This window comes from Thermodesulfobium acidiphilum, from assembly GCF_003057965.1.
Classification (GTDB): domain Bacteria; phylum Thermodesulfobiota; class Thermodesulfobiia; order Thermodesulfobiales; family Thermodesulfobiaceae; genus Thermodesulfobium; species Thermodesulfobium acidiphilum.
Genome location: NZ_CP020921.1, coordinates 566,533 through 586,738 on the forward strand (window position 1 = coordinate 566,533; position 20,206 = coordinate 586,738).

Annotated in this window: 22 protein-coding genes and 1 tRNA gene; 12 read left to right on the forward strand and 11 right to left on the reverse strand. The window is 33.3% G+C overall.

The features are described from left to right. The 3 genes from TDSAC_RS09255 to TDSAC_RS02990 all read left to right on the forward strand — a co-directional run bounded on the left by TDSAC_RS09255 (position 1) and on the right by TDSAC_RS02990 (position 1,954). Positions 1-195, forward strand: coding sequence for a 4Fe-4S binding protein (locus tag TDSAC_RS09255; RefSeq protein WP_108308806.1), 195 nt, complete (start codon positions 1-3; stop codon positions 193-195). Next, positions 195-1,574, forward strand: a complete 1,380-nt coding sequence (locus TDSAC_RS02985; protein WP_199919878.1) for a cobyrinic acid a,c-diamide synthase CobB — start codon at positions 195-197, stop codon at positions 1,572-1,574. Before TDSAC_RS09255 ends, TDSAC_RS02985 begins: the two co-directional genes overlap by 1 nt. 77 nt (positions 1,575-1,651) lie before the next feature. Next, positions 1,652-1,954 (forward strand): hypothetical protein, encoded by a 303-nt coding sequence (locus TDSAC_RS02990; protein WP_108308808.1) that lies wholly within the window; start codon positions 1,652-1,654, stop codon positions 1,952-1,954. Between the two features lie 31 nt (positions 1,955-1,985). Here the strand turns inward: TDSAC_RS02990 and TDSAC_RS02995 are convergent, their stop codons facing one another. The 10 genes from TDSAC_RS02995 to TDSAC_RS03040 form a co-directional block, all read right to left on the reverse strand. After that, positions 1,986-2,459, reverse strand: coding sequence for a 4Fe-4S binding protein (locus TDSAC_RS02995; RefSeq protein WP_108308809.1), 474 nt, complete (start codon positions 2,457-2,459; stop codon positions 1,986-1,988). A gap of 24 nt (positions 2,460-2,483) precedes the next feature. Then, entirely contained in the window at positions 2,484-3,425 is a 942-nt protein-coding gene (locus TDSAC_RS03000; protein WP_108308810.1) for a respiratory chain complex I subunit 1 family protein, read from the reverse strand. Further along, positions 3,422-3,844, reverse strand: a complete 423-nt coding sequence (locus TDSAC_RS03005; RefSeq protein WP_108308811.1) for an NADH-quinone oxidoreductase subunit B family protein — start codon at positions 3,842-3,844, stop codon at positions 3,422-3,424. The genes TDSAC_RS03000 and TDSAC_RS03005 overlap by 4 nt, the downstream gene beginning before the upstream one ends. A gap of 1 nt (position 3,845) precedes the next feature. Continuing rightward, positions 3,846-5,135: a proton-conducting transporter transmembrane domain-containing protein gene (locus TDSAC_RS03010; RefSeq protein WP_108308812.1), complete on the reverse strand. Its 1,290-nt coding sequence runs from the start codon at positions 5,133-5,135 to the stop codon at positions 3,846-3,848. A gap of 16 nt (positions 5,136-5,151) precedes the next feature. Beyond that, on the reverse strand, positions 5,152-7,041 hold the full coding sequence (locus tag TDSAC_RS03015; protein WP_108308813.1) for an NADH-quinone oxidoreductase subunit 5 family protein: 1,890 nt from the start codon (positions 7,039-7,041) through the stop codon (positions 5,152-5,154). An 18-nt stretch (positions 7,042-7,059) separates the two neighbouring features. Then, positions 7,060-7,479: a 4Fe-4S dicluster domain-containing protein gene (locus TDSAC_RS03020; RefSeq protein ID WP_108308814.1), complete on the reverse strand. Its 420-nt coding sequence runs from the start codon at positions 7,477-7,479 to the stop codon at positions 7,060-7,062. Between the two features lie 9 nt (positions 7,480-7,488). Further along, positions 7,489-8,364 (reverse strand): hydrogenase large subunit, encoded by an 876-nt coding sequence (locus TDSAC_RS03025; RefSeq protein ID WP_108308815.1) that lies wholly within the window; start codon positions 8,362-8,364, stop codon positions 7,489-7,491. A 3-nt stretch (positions 8,365-8,367) separates the two neighbouring features. Next, positions 8,368-8,586, reverse strand: coding sequence for a hypothetical protein (locus TDSAC_RS03030; RefSeq protein ID WP_108308816.1), 219 nt, complete (start codon positions 8,584-8,586; stop codon positions 8,368-8,370). Next, a complete protein-coding gene (locus tag TDSAC_RS03035) occupies positions 8,579-9,046 on the reverse strand; it encodes an NADH-quinone oxidoreductase subunit C (protein WP_108308817.1) in 468 nt (155 codons plus the stop codon). Before TDSAC_RS03035 ends, TDSAC_RS03030 begins: the two co-directional genes overlap by 8 nt. Positions 9,047-9,420: 374 nt before the next feature. Then, on the reverse strand, positions 9,421-10,656 hold the full coding sequence (locus TDSAC_RS03040; RefSeq protein WP_108308818.1) for an MFS transporter: 1,236 nt from the start codon (positions 10,654-10,656) through the stop codon (positions 9,421-9,423). A gap of 310 nt (positions 10,657-10,966) precedes the next feature. Between TDSAC_RS03040 and TDSAC_RS03045 the strand changes: the two genes are divergently transcribed. From TDSAC_RS03045 to queA, 7 genes are all read left to right on the forward strand, one after another. Beyond that, on the forward strand, positions 10,967-12,043 hold the full coding sequence (locus TDSAC_RS03045; protein WP_199919879.1) for a glycosyltransferase: 1,077 nt from the start codon (positions 10,967-10,969) through the stop codon (positions 12,041-12,043). 71 nt (positions 12,044-12,114) lie between these two features. After that, positions 12,115-13,053: a bile acid:sodium symporter family protein gene (locus tag TDSAC_RS03050; protein WP_108308820.1), complete on the forward strand. Its 939-nt coding sequence runs from the start codon at positions 12,115-12,117 to the stop codon at positions 13,051-13,053. Positions 13,054-13,089: 36 nt separating this feature from the next. Beyond that, positions 13,090-14,094: an aspartate-semialdehyde dehydrogenase gene (locus TDSAC_RS03055; protein WP_108308821.1), complete on the forward strand. Its 1,005-nt coding sequence runs from the start codon at positions 13,090-13,092 to the stop codon at positions 14,092-14,094. Positions 14,095-14,122: 28 nt separating this feature from the next. Next, entirely contained in the window at positions 14,123-15,013 is an 891-nt protein-coding gene (gene dapA, locus TDSAC_RS03060; RefSeq protein ID WP_108308822.1) for a 4-hydroxy-tetrahydrodipicolinate synthase, read from the forward strand. Further along, positions 15,014-15,559 carry an epoxyqueuosine reductase QueH gene (locus TDSAC_RS03065; RefSeq protein ID WP_108308823.1) on the forward strand — a complete coding sequence of 182 codons (546 nt, stop codon included), beginning with the start codon at positions 15,014-15,016 and terminating at the stop codon, positions 15,557-15,559. It begins immediately after the preceding gene. Continuing rightward, a complete protein-coding gene (locus tag TDSAC_RS03070; protein ID WP_108308824.1) occupies positions 15,556-15,780 on the forward strand; it encodes a DUF2905 domain-containing protein in 225 nt (74 codons plus the stop codon). Before TDSAC_RS03065 ends, TDSAC_RS03070 begins: the two co-directional genes overlap by 4 nt. A 452-nt stretch (positions 15,781-16,232) precedes the next feature. Next, the gene (gene queA, locus TDSAC_RS03075) at positions 16,233-17,243 is read left to right on the forward strand and encodes a tRNA preQ1(34) S-adenosylmethionine ribosyltransferase-isomerase QueA (RefSeq protein WP_108308825.1); all 1,011 of its coding nucleotides are present in this window, start codon (positions 16,233-16,235) and stop codon (positions 17,241-17,243) included. 481 nt (positions 17,244-17,724) lie between these two features. Here the strand turns inward: queA and TDSAC_RS03080 are convergent, their stop codons facing one another. Beyond that, positions 17,725-18,195 carry an Hsp20/alpha crystallin family protein gene (locus tag TDSAC_RS03080; RefSeq protein ID WP_108308826.1) on the reverse strand — a complete coding sequence of 157 codons (471 nt, stop codon included), beginning with the start codon at positions 18,193-18,195 and terminating at the stop codon, positions 17,725-17,727. 242 nt (positions 18,196-18,437) lie between these two features. On the opposite strand from TDSAC_RS03080, the gene TDSAC_RS03085 reads away from it, so the two are divergent. Both TDSAC_RS03085 and TDSAC_RS03090 read left to right on the forward strand, forming a co-directional pair. Then, positions 18,438-18,512 (forward strand) — tRNA-Ile (locus TDSAC_RS03085). A 128-nt stretch (positions 18,513-18,640) separates the two neighbouring features. Further along, positions 18,641-20,206: a putative porin gene (locus TDSAC_RS03090; RefSeq protein ID WP_108308827.1), complete on the forward strand. Its 1,566-nt coding sequence runs from the start codon at positions 18,641-18,643 to the stop codon at positions 20,204-20,206.

Genomic DNA, 20,206 nt, shown 5'->3' on the forward strand with positions numbered 1-20,206 from the left:
ATGATTCTTACAAAATCTATTTCTTTCATCTCTGATAGGTGTAATAAGTGCGGAAAGTGTTCTTTAATTTGTCCTAAAGGGGTAATTTATTTAAATGGTTTTTTCAGGCCGATATTTGTTAATTTATCAAGGTGTAATGCTTGTAAAAGGTGCGAAAGAATATGTAAAAGTAATGCGATTGAGGTTTTATTATAGTGAATAAAAGTTTTAAAAAAGTTTTAATATCTGCTCCATTTGGTCGTTCTGGTAAAACATCCTTTTCAATAGGTCTAGCTCGTGCGCTTTCAAGAAAGGGATATAAGGTTCAAACATTTAAAAAAGGACCTGATTTTATAGATCCCAGCTGGCTTTCTATGTCTTCAGGAAGATTCTGTAGGAATCTAGATTTGTTTATGATGGATAAAGAAACAGTTTTAAGATCTTTTATAACAAGTTCTATTGACGCAGATATTGCCATAGTTGAAGGTGCAATGGGGCTTTATGATGGGATTGACTATTTAGGTACCGGCTCAACTGCTGAAATTGCAAAAATAATAGATAGTCCTATTATATTTGTTTTGCCTGTTCAAAGAATAACAAGGAGCAGCGCTGCACTTATAAAAGGGTATGTTGAGTTTGATAAAGAAATAGATATTAGAGGCATAATATTGAATAAAGTGGCAAGAGATAGACAAAAAAATTTAATTATTAACGCACTGAAGCACTACAATTTGCCGGAGGTTTTAGCCTCTTTTCCAAAAGATGATAAAAGATTATCTATTCCAGATAGACATTTAGGTTTGATACCTGCCAAAGAAAGATCGGAATTAAATTCTGTGATTGATAGTTTTGCTGATGCTGTAAATGAACATATGAATTGGGACCTGTTTTTTAATATAACCAAGAGTTATGAAGTAAGCAGCGAAGTATTAGGCGATCTTGTTAACTTTGAAAGGTTATTTGATGTTAGGATAGGTATAATTCAGGACATATCGTTTTCCTTTTATTATCCTGAAGTATTTGACTTTTTGAAAAAGTTAGGTGCGAAAATAGAAATTATAAACTCTTTAGCAGATAAGCACCTTCCAGATATAGATGTGCTTTATATTGGAGGTGGCTTTCCTGAAGTTTTTGCTAAAGAGCTTGAAAAAAATGATTCGCTAAGAAGATCTATTAAAGAATTTGGTGAGAACAATTATCCAATTTATGCTGAATGTGGTGGGTTAATGTATTTATCTGACTTTATTGAAAACGACGGTAATAAATATAATATGGTAGGACTTTTGCCATTTGGCATCCATATGGATAAAAAACCTGTTGGACATGGTTATGAAGAAGTTGAGGTATTTGAAGAAAACCCATTTTTCAGAAAGGGGATAAGAATAAAAGGACATGAATTTCATCACAGTAGTGTCTCGATCAGTAGAAGTACTGATATTAAATTTTCTATGAAAGTTCTTAGGGGAAATGGCATAATGAATAAACTCGATGGCGTGGTATATAAAAGGGTTATGGCATCATATCTTCATATCCATCCATTGGGGTTTAAGGATTTTGTAGCTAATCTGCTAAGATCTATATACGTTTGTAAATAAAACGTAGACTTAAAATAGTTTATTTTTGGAATAAATTTGATGTATAATTACTTAAGAAATTTTGGAGGTGGAGGGTTTTGAATATTTTTGTAAAAATAGTGAGAAAGATTATGTTGTCTGTTTCGATAGTTTATGTATTGCTTATTTTAAGTAGCTTATTTTTTGCTGTAAAGAGGTTTGCTTCTTTTGGTTGGGGGGTTAGTGCCTGTGTTTTTTGGGTTTTGATTGTTTTAGTAGTAATTTTTGCTAGAGATCTCTATATAAAACGTTTTCTAGCTCTATTAGAGAAAGTTTCTTTTTTAACCTCTTCGCGCTTTAATTGGATTATTGAAGATATTAGCTTAAAAGATTATCGTGATTCGGAAGTTATTGAAAAGTAGTTAGATTGATATTGATTATATATAGTACTTGTTATGGTTTTCTTTTACATTTAGGGCACATAGTCAAATGTTTTGGGACTGGTTTTCCCTCACCAAACAATTTGTGTGCTATTAACGTCATATCCGGTATAAATGCGCCACATTTTGCGCACTTTATAAGTTTTATTTGATGATCGACCTTAAAATCATCGAGATTGGTAGCAACAAAGTATGGGTTTGGTCTATGTTTTATTGCATTGGTAGGGCAATAATCTATACACTGTCCACAACAGGTGCACTGATCTAGGTCCATGTGATAATTCATTTTGTCATCTATTTGTGATATTTTTATAACCTTTGCCGGGCAAAAGTACTGACATATACCGCATGCAATACACCTGCTGGGGTCGTGTTCTGGATAGCCATGAAAACCTCCTGGATGCTCTGGTAAGTTAGCAGCCGATATTTCTTCTGTTATAGGCGGTTTAAAAATATTCTCAATTAAGATTCTTATCAGTGGAAGCATGGCGTCTCCTTTCTAATATACAATTTAAACATGTGTGAAAAATGCTAATAAAAGCCCTAATATAGAAATTGGCCAGGTAAACTTTACAAATATATTAATTGCCTGACTGAGCTCAATTCTTGCTGTTGCGGCTTCTAATAATGAGAGCAGCGATGCGAATACAAAGCAAATTAATATTATTGAGATTAATATAAGATTTGTTGGTATGATAAATATTGGTAAAAATAGATAAGAAAATAAAAATCCCAAAATAACCCACTCCATAAAATGCGAGATTTCAAAAAGTGCTAGAGCTGGTCCGCTTGCCTCTACCATAGGTCCCTCCAATATTTCTTGTTCAGCATTTGGTATTGAAAAGGGATTAAGCTTTAGCTTCGCAAGTGAACATAAAATGAATATCGGAATAAATATGATTTTTAAAAAGATTGATGTGGTATTTAAACCCTTTGTAGCAAGGTCAAATAAATTGAAAGTTGGGGATCCATTTACGCTAAAAGCTAGTGCCGTAATGATCAATATCATTGGCACGTTGTATGCAAAAAGAAGTTGGGCCTTTCTTGACGCTCCTATTTGACCAAATATAGAATTTGTAAAATATCCAAATAAAAGATAACAAATAGTAGGCACTTCAGAGAGATAGAATATCACTATTAGATCAAATGGTATTTTGTGGGAGTTAAACTTGACAAAGGGTAATGGAATAGGAAAAAGAGAGAGCGCAATTGATATGGAAACTACGCCTATAATTGGGGGTATAAAATATAGAACCCATGGCATATTTTCTGGGATTAAGGTTTCTTTGCTAAATAACTTTATAATATCGTAGAAACCCTGTGTCAGTGGAGGACCAATTCTAAGCTGCATTTTTGCCTTTAACTTTCTTCTAAATGAGTCCATAAGACCTCCAAGCAAGAATGAAAAGAGAAAACCAGGAAAGATCAAAATTGAAAGTATGTATGAGATCATCTTCCCTCCTTAAAAACCTCTATTGCTTTTTGTAATCCCAGAAATATATTCTTAGGATGAGCAGAGCATCCTCCGACATAAGCGGTTACGGGAATCAATTTATGAGCAGGACCTACTATGCTATATCCGTCTGTAAATACTCCTGAACTTATAGAACAGGTGCCAACGCACACAACTACCTTTGGGTTTGGCAGCATGTCGTATATTCTTAAAAGAGGTTCCTTAGATCTTGCTGTTACAGGGCCAGTGACCAGACATATATCTGCATGTTTTGGGCTGCCAACTAATTTGCAGCCAAGTCTCTCTACATCGTATCTTGATGCAAAGAGGGCTATAATTTCTATATCGCAGCCATTGCAAGAGCCTGTATTTAGATGAAACAGCCAGGGTGATTTACTTCTTCCAATTTTAAAAATCATTTCAGTGTACCACCTTAATCAAGTTATTGATGACGTTTATTAAATAGTTTGGGTATATACCAAAAAATAAAATTGCTATACATAAAATTGTTAGCGAGACATTCGTAGCAAATTTTTCTACAAAACTCATCTTATTTCTTGCCATGCTTTCTTCACTTCCCCAAAAAATTTTATGATAGGCACGGATGTAGTAAATAAGAGTTAAGCAGCTTGCAATAATTAGAAAGATACTAAGTAACAAGCTTTTATCAAAAGCTGCCTGATAAAGTAATAATTTGCCAGAAAAACCAGGTAAAAAAGGCGCACCTATAAGGCTAAGTGAAAAAATCAAAAATGTTATTGATAAAAAGGGATATTTTTTTGCAATGCCGCTTAAATCTGACATATTTGTGGTGTAAAAAATGTTTTCAATTTTGTCAGTTATAACGAATAGTCCAAATTTTGAAACGGAATGATTTATTAATATTATTACGGCTGCGATTAATCCTAAACTATTTCCAATTGCAAGCGCTAAAAGAAAGTAGCCCGTATCATCAATTGTCGAATAAGAGAGAAGTCTTTTTAGATCTTTTTCAAGGTATGCCATTATTGCTCCGACAATAATTGATAATATTGCCATGAAGAACAGCATATTGTTTAGATCTTGATATGTTATAAATGATATCGACTTAACTTCTTGCAATATGAAGAACAGTAGGTAAAAGTCTATTACTTCTCCGACACATACAACTGCTGATGATATTATAGGATTTGTGATGCTAACGAATTTTGGTTGCCACCAGTGAAATGGTGTGGCAGCTAACCTTAAAGATATTGCAATTAGAGCTAGAAAACCAATAAATGGAATAAAACTAGTGGTATTTAAAATAAAAAGTAAATAATATATTACGTTAACAATAAAATATATCTTATAAGAGTTGAAAGATTTGATTGTCATAAATAAAAAGCCAAATGCTATTAAACTTAAGAGTTCCAACACAATACTATAAAGCAATGCATCGTGATTTAAGAGTGCAAATAACTGAAAAATGAAAGCTATGATATATAAAGGTGAGACTGATTTCTCGAAATCCTTAACTGACAATATGATAGAAATCAAAGTAGAGACGATAAATATAGTTATTATAAAAAATGATTTTAAGTCAAAGGGTGAAAAAATTTCAAAGTTAATTAGATCATATCCTAATGAAGAAAATGTAATCAAAACTAATATGAATCTTATAATTTTATTTTTTGTATTAGAGAGTAATATTAGACATATTGCTAAAAATAAATCAGATATTAATAACAAATTAACATCTCCTTGCCTACCATTTAATTAATTGAGCAAAAGCTATTACTATTATCATTGAAACCATACTCATTACCAGCCACATCTCGTTTTCAAGCCACCTTATAGGTATATATATAATTTCAAATGCAGTTTTTAACAAATCATTTGAAAAGTCATACCACTTGTCAGAATCTGTAAATCTATAAAAGTTTTTTGAAAGACTTTCAACATCGAATATGTAATCAAATGCATTGATACTTTTTAATGAGCTAATTTTTACTTCTCCACCGGTAAAGCTTTGAACTCTCTTGAAGCTTTTGTTTGAGACGAAAATTATTATGATAGGTATAAAAATAGCTATTATTGCGAATATAGCTGTAAAACTTGCAAGGTAGCCTCCTCCAGAGGATAACAAGACCCCCAGGTTAAAGTTGAATATTTCCTGGTTTAAATTTAAGTTAAGGCTATGAAGAGCTGGAACAAGAAGATAGGAAATCAAAAATTGTGGCAATATTCCAATTAGTATGCAAAAAATTGCGAGCAGGGAAATTGAGAATATTTCAATTTTATATTTGCCTTCTTGTATATTTTTAAATTCTTCTTTTTGGAATCCAAAAAAGGCTGTTGAAGATGCCTTTATGAAAGAAAGCAGGGTAAGAGTGCTTGCAATAAGACCAATAGCCGCAGCAAATGGATAATTTGCCTGAATTGCTGCATAATAAAAGATCCATTTACTTATAAATCCATTAAAACCCGGCACGCCTGATATTGAAAACGATCCTATAAGAAAGAGGGCAGCTGTAAATGGAAGTTTTTTAAAAAGCCCACCCATTTTTGTAAGGTCTTTGCTGCCTGTAGCGTTTTGTATTATTCCAGAGCATAAAAATAGAGTGCATTTAAATAGCCCATGATTAAGTGCGTGAAAAAGTGCGCTTGCAATCCCAAGGGGGGTTCCAAGTCCGATTCCTGCTACCATATATCCAATTTGAGATACGGTGTGAAAGGCAAGAAGTTTTTTTATCTCTGTCTGTTTTAGTGCATACATTACGCCAATTAGTGATGTTAACGAGCCTACAGTAACTATCAGTGCGTTCCATGGGAAGGGATAGGGGTATAATATCAAATACGTCTTTACAAGAATATATACGCCAGCCTTAACAAGGCATGCAGCATGTAAAAGTGCGCTGACAGGAGTTACAGTGTTCATGGCGAAGGGTATCCACGTGTGAAGCGGCCATTGAACAGACTTTGCCATACATGCAATTAATATTCCCATAAGAATTAGATTGATATATATGCCAAAATTACTTCCTTCAAGTTTTGAGATAATAAGGTTTCCGTTTGTACAATATGCAATAGCAATAATGCCAAGTAACAGCCCGTATCCAGCAATGTGTGTCATAAGATATGCCTTTTTTGCAGAGTAGCTTGAAAGATCTCTTTCATACCAAAAGCCAATTAATTGATAAGAACAAAGTCCAATAAGTTCAAAGAAAACATATGTCCAAATTAAATTATCACTCAATACTACTCCAAGATATCCTCCAATAAAGAGCTGCATAAATCCAAAAAATCTGCCCATTCCATTTTTTTCATGGGACATATATTCAAAAGAATAAATGCAAACGCAAAAACTAATAAAGGATCCAAAAAGTGCAAAAAATAAGTTGATACCATCAGCTCTTAGTATTAAATTTAAATTAATGATGTTGAAAAGGTTTTGACTGAAGGGACTGGTTGAAAAAGGATAGTTAATAAAATTTATACAAAGGTAAATTATAGCTAAAAAGGAGATTAAAGAAGTAATTATCGAAATAGATCCATGAAACTTGCACGAATTTATTTTATAAAATAAGAAAGAGATTATACTTCCAGAAAAAAGAATTCCTATGCTTAGAAAAATTATAAAATTTTTGTCTATCAAATTTCTCCTCCTTTACTCTTATTCTGCAGAAATTGCTGCTATTTGTACGATTGCCCCTGTTGGACAGGCCTGAGCACACACAGCAACAAAGTTGTTTTTTTCACAGAGATTACATTTTTGAGCTATTATTTTTACATAATGTGTGCTTTGTCTTGATATCATTTCAATTGCCCCAAATGGGCACATATAGTAGCAAGTTTTACAGCCAACGCATGCATCAGGATTTATATCAATTACTCCCTTTTTTCTATCTATAGCTTTTACAGGGCAAACCTTTTCACATATTCCACACATTGTGCAATATGTGATTTTGTAGCTTTCTGTAGATTCATTCTTCGATATAAAAATCCTTGGTTCAGGTGAATTATTTATTTTCCTGCATGCATCCATGCATTTGAGGCACCCAATACATTTTTTTTGGTCTATTCTAAGTCTCACATTTTCCTCCTATCTTTGAGTGCATGAGAGACATGGATCTACGCTGGCAACTATTAATGTAGCATTTGCCAAATCGTTATTGGGCAGCATTGCTGAGAGGGCTGGAAGATTGACAAAGCTTGGGGCTCTAATCTTGTGCCTGAATGGGACATCTGAACCATCAGAGATAAGAACGTGAACGTCTTCGCCTCTTGGTGCCTCATGCCTACCTACTGCTGTACCTTCTGGAATTATTGGTCTAATTTCTTTAGCAATCGGGCCATCTGGCATAATTTTTAGAAGTTTTTTGATAATGTTTATGCTTTCCAGAATTTCTAAGAGCCTTACTTCTACTCTTGCAAAGACATCACAGCCATCAGAGACGATTACTTGCCAGTCAATCATGTCGTAGGCAGCTCCTGGCTCGTCAATTTTTCTAATATCTTGTGATATTCCCGAAGCCCTTGCGACAGGTCCTACGACTGAATATGTAATTGCATCTTCTTTTGTGAGGATTCCAACCCCCTTAGTTCTGAGTTCAATCGTTTTATCATTCATAACTACATCAATAAATGATTTACAGTTATCTTCTATTTCGTTTAATGTCTTATAAATTGATTCTAAATCTGTAATATCCCTTCTTACTCCACCAATTGTATTAAATGAATAGTTTGCTCTATGCCCGGTGGTTAATTCCATTAGGTCTTTAACCTTTTCTCTCGAATTCCATATTAAATAAAATACGCTTATAAAACCAATTACATGTGCTGCTATTCCTGCCCAAAGAAGGTGTGAGTGAATTCTTTCAAGCTCACTAACTACTGTTCTTAAGCATTTAGCCCTTGGTGGTACGTTAACATTTCCAAGTTTTTCTACTGCCTGGACCCAGGCCATTGGATGGGACATACTTCATATTCCACAAACTCTTTCTACAAGTGGGATTACTTGCCAGAAATTTTTGGTTGCAGACAGATATTCGATACTGCGATGTACGTAACCTAAATCTATTGTAGCGCTCTTTATTTTGGAACCTTCTGCTTCAAGAGTGTATGTGGCTGGTTCTTCGAGGGCTATGTGAATGGGCCCAATCGGTAGAGAAAAACCTCTCTTTATTTCATTTTCAGACAATTTTGTCCTCCTGAAGTTTATTTTTTCTTATTAAAATCTTTTCTCTTTCCTGTTTAAGAAGGGGTACCTTTACATCTTTTTGTGAGGTGAGAAGCAGTCCATTTTTTAAATCCTTATTATCAATAAAATCAATTCCGAACATTTCAAAACATTCCCTCTCTCCCCAATTGGCATTTGGATATACTGAAGTTATGCTTGTATACGTGGCAGGAAGATTTTTCTTGAACTGAAATAAAAATAAACACCCCTCAATATCGTATAGGTTTTCCAAAATTATTGATTTTTCATCTTCAAGATCTACGTATGCATTTACCAGGATAAGTCTGGCATTAATTGATCTCATAATAATAGCAACTTCTAAGGGAGTTTTGTCTTCTGTGTTATTTTTATAAATGCCCCTTTCTAAGACACAGGAACTTTTGATTTTCTCAAATATAATGTTTAAATTTTGTTTGTTCATATAAGCATTTTTGCCCCTCTCACCGAAATTTATTTATTTATAAAAACTATTTTTTATTGCTTTATATTTTATAAATATATTTTATAATAAAAAATACTTATTTTTTAATAAATTAAATTTACTAATTACTTAGACAATTCTAAATTTTCTCAATCTTGTATGTAATGATTATGCTTTTAAGTCAATTAATAAAATCTATGAATAGTTATGTAGATTAGATTAAATGATTTATAGAGTTAAAGAAGATGTGATTGGTTTGATTAAGATTTCTAAAAATAAGCTTTGGAATATTCAGTTCTAAGATTCATTCTTATTGCAGATATATTATTTAGAATAAACACTGAAAGGGTGCAAAACTTTGCACCCTGATAAATTTATTGTAATTCTATTCCTTTTGTTTCTGGTAAAAAGAATATTAGAATTGCGCCGAGGAAAAAGAAAAGTGAGGTAATAGTGAGAGATACGCCAAGACCATAACTAATGGCAAAAAACCCAACAACTGTAGGTGCAAAAGCGCTTAGCGCTCTTCCAGTATTATATGTAAAACCTACTCCCGCCCCCCTTGCTTTTGTTGGGAAGAGTTCTGAGATGAATGCTCCAAATCCACTAAAATACCCTGAACCAAAAAATCCTAGAAAGGGCCCAATTAACATTAATGTGTTTGCATCTCTTGTATGTCCATAAATATATACCAAAATTGCTGATATTATAAGATAAAAAGAAAATGTTGGTCTTCTCCCCAATCTGTCAGCTATAAAGCCAAAACTAATGTAACCTAAAAAGGCACCGATCATGGTGGGCATCATAAAGCTTGAACTCTTTACTATACTAAGTCCAGCTCCACCTTTTTCTACTGGAGAGCTTAAAAATCCAGGCAACCAGACAAATAAACCCCAATAGGCAAACATAACTGCTGAGCTAATTAAAGTGGTAATTATTGTAAATTTAAGCAGGTATGGTTTAAAGATTTCAATGAATGATGAAATAAAAGTTCTGTTTTTATCAGTCTTTTCAATCCATATTCTTGGTTCATCTACGAATTTTCTTACATAAAATATAAATAAAGCCGGGAGTATGCCTATAAAAAAGAGCATCCTCCACCCATATGCTGGAATAACGAAAGAGGATGCTAAAGCAGCTAAAAAATATCCTATTGCCCAACCGCTTTGCATAATGCCAATCGCTTTTCCTCTGTGTTCTGCTGGCCAGGATTCGCTTACAAGCAAGGCACCCGTAGCCCATTCACCGCCCATTCCAAGTCCAAGTAAAGTCCTTGCTATAGCAAGCTGCCAGATATTCTGAGATAAACCGCTTAAAGCCGAACAAATTGAAAAAATTAATACAGTTGACATCAAAGCTTTTTTTCTGCCAATCTTGTCAGCGATAATGCCCCATATTATACCACCAGCAGCTGAAGATAGTAGGGTAAGAGATGCTAAAAGTCCTAGTATTGCTGTGTTTATTGACCACTCCTTCATGATACTTGTGAGGGCGAAGGCATAAAGCATAACATCAAACGCATCTAGTCCCCATCCCATAAAACCTGCAAAAAGAGAATACCACTGGCTTTTGTTGACCTCTAAGTACCATGGAACGCTTTTTTCTGACACAGTTTGCACCCCTTCCACTATAGAAATTATTATAATAATACCATTAAGCGTTAGAAATTTATAATAGAGATAGTTAGTTATATATTTTAATTTTTTATAAATATATAAGAAAAACTAATAATATGTATGGCACTAATCTATTTCTAATTTGTTAGTAGAATAATATAACTTGTTATAAAAATTTAAGAAAAAGTTATATAATATTTTGTAAGTTAATTTTAAATAATAACTGTTTAAAATTATTCTAGGTGTGAGGTAAATATTGTTTTTATATTTTATAATATTAACTTGTTTTATTAGCTGGTATTTTGTGTATCTATTTTTTAAATTAAGAAAAAAGCATCCGGTGGATCCTAACTTTAACCCAAAAGTGCTCTTAATTACACCCTTTAAAGGATTGGAGCAAAACACCAGAGCAAATGCTTTATCAATTTTAAATCAAGATTACAATAATATTCAGATTTACTTTGTTGTTGATTCAAAGAAGGATGAAGCATATCAAATCTTAAAAGATCTGGAGAAGGACTATGGTAATAAATTAAGCGTTATAATCTCTGGTATTTCAAAAAGTTGTAGCCAAAAGGTATATAACATTGTAAGGGCAATTCAGAAATGTAAGGAATACGACATACTTGTAGTTCTTGATTCTGATGGCAGTCCCTCTTCTGACTTCATTTCAAAACTAATTTCTCCACTTCGATCTGAGAGAATTTCAATTACAACCGGTTATCCAAAATATTTCCCGCCTAATAAGACATTTTTTGGTTTTGGTAGGGCTATACTTGTAAGTCTTGGAATAGTGCACGCTCTCAATCCATTTAATAGAGGTATCTGGGGTGGAGCTTTTGCTATAAAAAGAGAAGATTTCGAGAAAATTGGGGGAGTTAAAATTTGGGAAAGAAGTGTTTGTGAAGATAGAGATCTTACCTGTGCAATTAGTAAGGCCAATCTAAACGTTTCATTTGTTCCTGAAGCCTTTTTGCATTCACCTGAAGATGCCACTTTATCTTCGTTTTTAGAATACTGGAGAAGACGGTATCTTATATTAAAACTTTGGGATAAACCGCTTTGGATTTCTTCAGGAGTTATTTATTTTGCTTTTTTGGTTCCATATATTGTTTTGCTTTTGGATCTTGTAGACCCACTGTATGAAGCTAATCTGGTTTGGACAATTGCTTCAATTCTAATTATCATTATTGGCTCGATACTTATTTTAAAGTTTGACTTCAAAGAAGAAAATCAGCTCGTTTTGAGAGCTTTCTTCTTGCCTATTTATTTTTTTGTTATGCTTTTGGCTTTTTGCCAGGGAATCTTTCAGAACGAACTTCAGTGGAGAGGGGTTACATATAAGTTTAATAAAGCGGGAAAATTAATTGTTTTGAGATAAAAATATTTTGTTATGTTATACTTCTTATTTAACAAACATAAGGCATAAAACCTTTAAAAGGGGGTAAGAATTTGAGTGTTGCTGATCGATTTACGAGATGGATAACAGGTTTTTTTACTTTATGGGTTATAATTTTTGCGCTGTTAGCATTTTATAATCCTGATTTTTTTAAATGGTTGTTGCCATATATTTCTATACTGTTGGGGATAATAATGTTTGGCGTGGGTATAACTTTGGACTTAAAGGATTTTGGTCAGATTATAAAGCAACCGAAAAATGTTATTATTGGCGTTCTTCTTCAATTTATTATTATGCCTTTGTTAGGTTTTGGGATCGTTCTTTTGTTTAAACTGCCATATCAATTAGCTGCTGGAGTTGTACTGGTTGGATGCGTCCCCTCAGGGACTGCTTCTAATGTGATGACCTTGATAGCAAAAGGAGATGTATTGCTTTCCGTTACTGTATCCTCACTTACCACTTTGCTTTCTCCTTTTGTTACCCCATATTTATACTACTGGCTTGCTGGAACATGGATTCCTATTAATCCAAATGCTATGTTTATAGATATATTTAAAATTATTATAGTTCCAATAATTCTTGGCTTTTTGATCAGGATATTTCTGGGTGCAGAAAGGGCCAAAGCAATTTCTTATTTTTTGCCTTCTATTTCTGTTTTTGCTATTGTTTTAATTATCAGTGCCGTTGTGGCAGTTACAAGAGATAGGTTGTTATTGGTGGCAATTCCTATTGTTATAGTTGTTGTTATGCATAATAGCTTAGGTTATTTATTTGCTTATTTGTTCTCAAAATATCTTTTTGGTATGACAGAAAAGCAAGCAAGGGCTATATCTTTTGAGGTAGGAATGCAAAATTCAGGTTTGAGTACTGTGTTGGCTATGAAATTTTTAACTCCAATTGCAGCGCTTCCCTCTATAGTTTTTAGCGTATGGCATAATATTTCAGGTTCTATGCTTGCAAATTTTTGGTCACAGAGAGATCCTGAAATATAAACTCAATTAAAGTATATTAGGAGGTTTTAGTAAAAAATGGGTTTAAAGGTTGCCGTAGTCGGTGCTACGGGAGTTGTGGGTTCTAAGATGCTTTCAATTCTTGAGGAAAGAAGTTTTCCTGCAGAAGAGGTTAAAGCTCTTGCTTCTGCTAAATCTGTTGGTAAAAGACTTTTATATAAAGGTAGGGAAATTGTTGTAGAGTTAGCAAGACCTGAAGCTTTTGAGGGCGTGAATATAGCTTTATTTTCTGCTGGTGGAGAACTTTCAAAAGAACTTGCTCCTGAAGCTGCAAAAAGAGGATGTGTAGTAATTGATAATAGTAGTGCTTGGCGTATGGATCCTGATGTTCCTCTTGTGGTTCCTGAGGTAAATGAGAACGATGTTTTTAAAAATAAAGGAATAATTGCTAATCCAAATTGTTCTACTGCTCAATTAGTTTTGGTGCTTTGGCCCTTACACAAGAGATATGGTTTAAAAAGAGTTGTAGTTTCTACATATCAAGCTGTTTCGGGTGCTGGCAAGAAAGGCATTGATGATTTAAACAATCAAATTGATGCTATAGTTAATGGGAAAGAAATAGTTTGTAAGAAATTTCCTTATCAAATTGCTTTTAACTGCATCCCTCATATTGATGTTTTTAAAGAAAACGGTTATACAAAAGAAGAAATGAAAGTAATCGAAGAAAGTAGAAAGATTATGCACATTGATAATCTGGCAATTACTTGTACTGCAGTTAGAGTGCCTGTTTTGAATTCTCACAGTGAAAGCGTTAATGTAGAACTAGAGAAAGAGTTTGATTTAGATGAAGTTAGGGATCTTTTTTCTAAGTCTCCTGGAATTAAACTCTACGATGATTATACAAAAAACGTATATCCTATGCCTATAATAGCTACCAACAAAGATGAGACTTTTGTAGGACGAATTAGAAGAGATTTTTCAGTTAAAAATGGCTTAAATCTTTGGGTTGTATCAGATAATTTAAGAAAGGGTGCGGCACTGAATGCTGTTCAGATTGCCGAGTCATTAATAAACAAAAAATAACTTTCCAAATTTAAAGGAGGTTTTTGTCATGCAAGTCAATTTTGGAAGAGTTTTAACCGCAATGGTTACTCCCTTTGATGAAGATGGAAAGGTTAATTATGATGAAGCGGTTAGACTTGCTAATTTCTTACTTGAAAATGGTTCTGATGGCGTGGTTCTTGCTGGTACAACTGGTGAGTCTCCTACGCTGACTCATCAAGAAGAATTCGAACTTTTTAAAGCAGTTTATGATTCATTGAAACACAAGGGGACTATAATTGCTGGAACTGGCTCAAATTCAACTGAAACTGCTATAAACTCTACAAAGATTGCTGAAAACGTGGGGGTGCATGGAGTATTGCTTGTAGCCCCATATTATAACAAACCACCTCAGGAAGGATTGTATCAACATTTTAAGGCTATTGCAAAATCAACGTCTTTGCCTTGCATTTTGTACAATATTCCTGGTAGAACAGGTGTTAACGTAAATCCAGATACTATAATAAGGCTTTCAGAAATAGATAATATTGTAGCTTTAAAGGATGCAACAGGTTCAACGGAACAGGTTTCCCAGATACTTACTTCTGTAAAGGAAAATTTCTTGATTTATAGCGGTGATGATAGTATGACACTTCCTATGTTGGCTGTAGGTGGTTACGGTGTAATTAGCGTTGCAAGTCATGTTGTAGGTCCTGAGATTAGAGAGATGATTATGGACTTTGTTAATGGAAATATAACTAAAGCAAAGGATATGCACTTAAAACTATATCCAGTTTTTAAAGCAATGTTTACCAGTACAAATCCAATACCAGTTAAAGCAGCTACTAATCTTATAGGCTTTAAGGTTGGAAATCCAAGGCTACCCTTAGTAGCGCTTAGTAAGCCTGAATTAGAAAAACTAAAAGAACTTTTGATAAAATTCAATAAGATTTCTCGGTAAATGAAAGTACTTTTACATACTTGTTGTGGCCCCTGTGCTAGTGGAGTGATTTCCTGGTTTAGAGCACAGGGACTTGACTTTGTTGGTTATTATTATAATCCGAATATTCATCCATTTTCAGAATACGAAAAAAGAAGGCTAAATCTAGAAGAAGTTGCAAGGATATTATATTTTGAAGTGATTTATTCTTTAGACTGGGATGTTGAAAGGTGGATAAATAGTTTTTCGAGCGAAAGAAGGTGTAGTAATTGTATATTTATACGTCTGGAAAGAACAGCCCAATTAGCAAAAGATCTAGGTTTTGATGCCTTTTCTACCACTCTTTCTATAAGTCCCTACCAACCTCTTGATGTTATAAAGAATTGTTTTGAAGAACTTTCTAATAAATATAGAATTGATCACATTTTTAAAAATTTTAGACCTTTGTATCAGGATTCTATTAAATTTTCTAAAGCAAATGGTATATATAGACAACACTATTGTGGTTGTATTATAAGTGAATATAATATGTTAATTAAAAAAAGAGCAAGAGGTGATAAGATTTGAGCGAGTTTGCTAAAATTTTTATAGGAATAGGTTTTTTACTAATCTTTATGGGATTGATTTTATTATTGTTTGATAAATTGCCCTTTTTTGGAAAGCTTCCAGGTGATTTTGAATACAGAGGAACAAATATTAGAGTTTATTTTCCTTTTTTGTCTATGTTAATTGTAAGCTTAATACTAACAATATTGCTAAACATATTTTTTTATTTCTTTAGAAGATAAAAGGCTTAAAACCTTTATTTTCTTCATCATCTTTGTTTCATTTCTCATCACTGAATCCTTTATAAATATTTTATTATATAACTAATCAAAAGTTTAAGGATTATTAATACCTTTCTCAATTGCATATTTCTCTGAAGTAAAATAAAAGTTTGATTAAAAAATTCACGACTTTTATTGGCTTAAAGAGATATTTTTAGTAAAATACCAAATACTTTAGAAAAAGAAAAATTGATATAGTTTGATTTAAAAATTTCAAATTTGATGCTTAATAAATATATAATATTTTCTAATAGTTTGTGAAGTTCAAAAAAATCGCTGAATTTAAAATCTTCCTGGATAAAATTTTTTAAACTTTGAATATTTTTAGGATATGATTACTAAGATGGGTAAATCTGATATTAATTATAAAAATATCATTTATCATCATTTTTTAGGTATGGAGGTAGTGAGATTTGTTCCTTGATAAAGAATTAATGAATGATCTGTGTTATTTTCTTCCAAATGAAAGGATCGCACAAAGTCCTATTGAACCTCGAGACAACGCAAATCTTCTAGTTGTAAATAGGGAAAAATTAAGTTTCGAAGACTGTATTGTGAGAGATTTACCTAATTTTCTGTATAAAGGCGATCTGATAATTTTAAATAATACTAAAGTAATTAAAGCAAGGCTTTATGCAATTACTGATACTTCTGCAAAGGTTGAAATACTTTTAATAAAAAAAATTGATATCAAAACTGGTTTATTTATGACAAAACCTGGAAAGAGATTAAAAAAGGGTAAAGAAATTATTATAAACAATAAAAAAATTGGGATAGTTAAGGATGTCGATTCACAAGGTAGGAGAATTATAGAGTTTTATGAAGAAATTGATACAATACTTGAAGAATTCGGAATGATCCCAATACCGCCATATGTAAAAAAATTTAGTAAAGATTTTAACGAGAAATATCAAACAAAATTTGCAAATGTGCCTGGTTCTGTTGCTGCGCCAACAGCTGGACTTCACTTTACTGATAATTTATTAGAAGAATTAAGAGAGAAAGGAGTTTTAATTAAATTTATAACTCTTCATGTAGGTCCTGGAACGTTTAAGTCTCTTTCAAATGAAGGCGAAGTCCTATTAGAACCTGAATGGGTAGATATTTCACAGGATGTTTGCGATTCTATTAAGAAAGCTAAAGGGAATAATAATAAAATTCTTGTTGTTGGTACTACAACAATGAGAACTGTCGAGTCTACAAATTTAGAGCCATACAGTGGTTATATAGATACTATAATATTACCAGGGTATAATTTTAAAGTCCCGGATATGTTTATGACTAACTTTCATCTTCCAAAAACAAGTCTTTTAGCGCTTACTATGGCTTTTGGCGGCATTGAATTAATTAAAAAAGCTTATAGCTATGCTATAGAAAATGATTATAGGTTTTACTCTTTTGGCGATGCTATGCTAATTATTTGACCTTTTCTCTCGCAAAAGCAAGAGGATTTTGTAAGTTATATTAAACTACCTTACAGAATGCTATTCGCTTATCTTTTGGTAAATGCAGAGTTGATAGCTTTCTGTAAATCCTTTAAGGTTTTTTGTAGTGTTTGGGATGGTGCTTTATTATTTGAAAGCTCATATTGTTGCGTTGATTTTCAAAACAAAAGCATATTTGCTAAATCATAGTAATTTGGCAGATAGCTTTAAGTTTAAATTTAATAGTTTAACAAATTTTCATAAGAAAATTATGATTCGGTCTATGAAAAAGTGAGGTGAGATTAGAACAGGCGACACTGTGTATTTACAATGTATATTCATCTGGTATTTGCTACCAAATACAGAAAAAACATATGCTTAAAGACAGAGCTTGTATGGGAAAAAATCTATAAAAATATAAAAAAAATACAAAAATCCCCCACTCAAAGTGGGGGAATATCTGAATTCCTTAATATTATTTTTATTTCTTTACTTCTTTAACAAAGTTAACAGGTATTTCTTTTGGCTGAGATTCTGGTTTTTTGGGCATGGTAATCTTTAAAAGACCATTTTCATATTTAGCTTCGATTTTATCTTTCTCTATGTTATCTGGCAAGGAAAAGCTTCTTGAAAAGCTGCCATAACTCCTTTCAATTCGATAATAATTTTCTTTTTTATCTTCCTTTTCAAATTTTCTTTCGCCATTAATGGTAAGCATGCCATCCTCAATTTTGATCTTTAAATCATCTTCTTTGAGACCTGGCGCTTCCACTTCAATAATTATATTTCCTTCTTTTTCATAAACATCCATTGCAGGTATCCAACGAGAGGTAGTTTCAAACTCCGTTGAGGGCAGCAAGTCGTTAAAAACTTTATTAATCCTTTCCTGCAGAGCAAATAAACTTTCAAAAGGATCTGATGACCTTAATAAAGATCTAACAGGCTTTAGCATACTAACACCTCCTAATTTTTTTATTAGCACTCATCATTCTTGGGTGCTAATAATATTATAATAATAAAATTTATCTTGTCAATAGGTGGAATTGCTTCATTAAAAATCTAAATGAAAAATAAAAAAGCTTAAAAAATAATATCGTGGATAGTGTGAATATTAACTCATAGAATATATTTGGGATTTACATAATTAAATTTGACTAATTCGGTATAAGTAGGTTATAATATCACACGAAAGTAGGGCCCTTAGCTCAATGGCAGAGCAGCGGACTCATAATCCGTTGGTTGTAGGTTCGAATCCTTCAGGGCCCACCAATTTAAATTTAGGATTTTAAGTCACGAAGACTTATGTTTTTATATGTCTTTGTGACTTTTTTGTTTTTGGAGGAGGTGATAAATCTTTTATTTTTTTTATTGAATAAAAAATACTTGGGAGGGTTATTATGAAAAGATTTTTTACGGCCTTTTGCTTTCTCTTCGTTTCTGCTTATTTTGTTTCTTTTGCTTTTGCAGGACCATTCTCAGATGTACCAGCTAATTCTTGGGCATACAAGGCAGTGCAAGATTTAGCAGCAAAGGGATTGGTCATTGGTTATGGCGATGGAACTTTTAGAGGAGAGAGACTTGCCACTCGTTATGAGATGGCAATGGTAGTTGCAAGAATGCTTGATATGTATGAAAAGGGTCAAAACGCTCAGGATCAAAAGATAGAGCTTAACGCTAACGACATCGCAACGCTTATGAAGTTAGCCCAAGAGTTTAAGTCAGAACTCGCATCTTTAAACGTCAGAGTTGCAGCACTTGAGAAGAAAGCAGCTCTTGACACAGTAAACTTCACAGGGGATGCAAGGTTTAGGTTCGGGAGCGAGAAAAGAACGTTTTATCCGATGGCTACATCTGGAACAAACGTGTTTATTAATACAGAAGGTTCATCTAAAAATGGATTTATAGTAGGTGACACCTCTCCTGCAATGTTGGCTCAAGATCCAAACCTTTCCCAGCAAAAGGACAATACGTTTATGCAGTATAGAATAAGGCTAAACGTATCAGCTCCTGTAGCAGACAACATATCCTTTAACGCAAGGCTTACAATGGAGAAGAACGCAGGAGTTAATTCAGACGGCTCTTCAAACAGCAATCCTTTGTATGCCTCTCTTACAGGTTACAATGATGACAACAACACGTTGTATGTAGAGAGATCTTACATCACCTGGACTCTTAACCCATATCCTGTAACCTTTGTACTTGGTAGACTTCCTACTATGGATTCAGGCGCTTATTACAACAACCTGTTTATGGATACAGGCACAGAAGGCGCTATGGCAATATTTGATCTGAGCAACATATTTCCCTCTACATCTCTTTCAGCTGCATGGGTAAAGATGTTTGATGCCGGGCTTATAACATCAACAGGTGAAGCAAGCGGTTTAAAGGATAAGGATGCCTATATCTTGAACCTTAGCACAAAATTATTTAATACCTTTGGTTTAGAGGCAGACTATGGAAACGTAAACAAGTTTTCGTATATGGGAAGTGCACCAAATGGCGTATACGGAAAGTATGATTGGTGGGCAATAATAGGTAACTGGACTATGTATAACGTAAATATGTGGGCAGGTTACAACGGCACATCTACAGATATGCCAGCACAGACCGCCACAGGTCCAAGCTTTACAAGTTTACATTCTGTAAATGGAGGAGCATTCAGAGTTGGAGCTACCATTCCTCTTCCAGTGGGCTCTCTTACAGGAGATTTCTGGTTTGGGAATAACAAGTGGTACAATCCATTTAACCTAAATACAATGGTTACTACAGAGTATAAGGACTATTACAACGTCTACTATACCTTCCCCGTTGCAAATAATGCCACTCTTACTCTAAACTACGATTATTGGAAGGGCAAAAAACCATACTCAACTGACTCTGTAAATAGTTACTACTATACCTTCAATCCAGATCAGATCGATAAAGACCAAAGATATTATATTCAGTTAGACGTGAATTTCTAA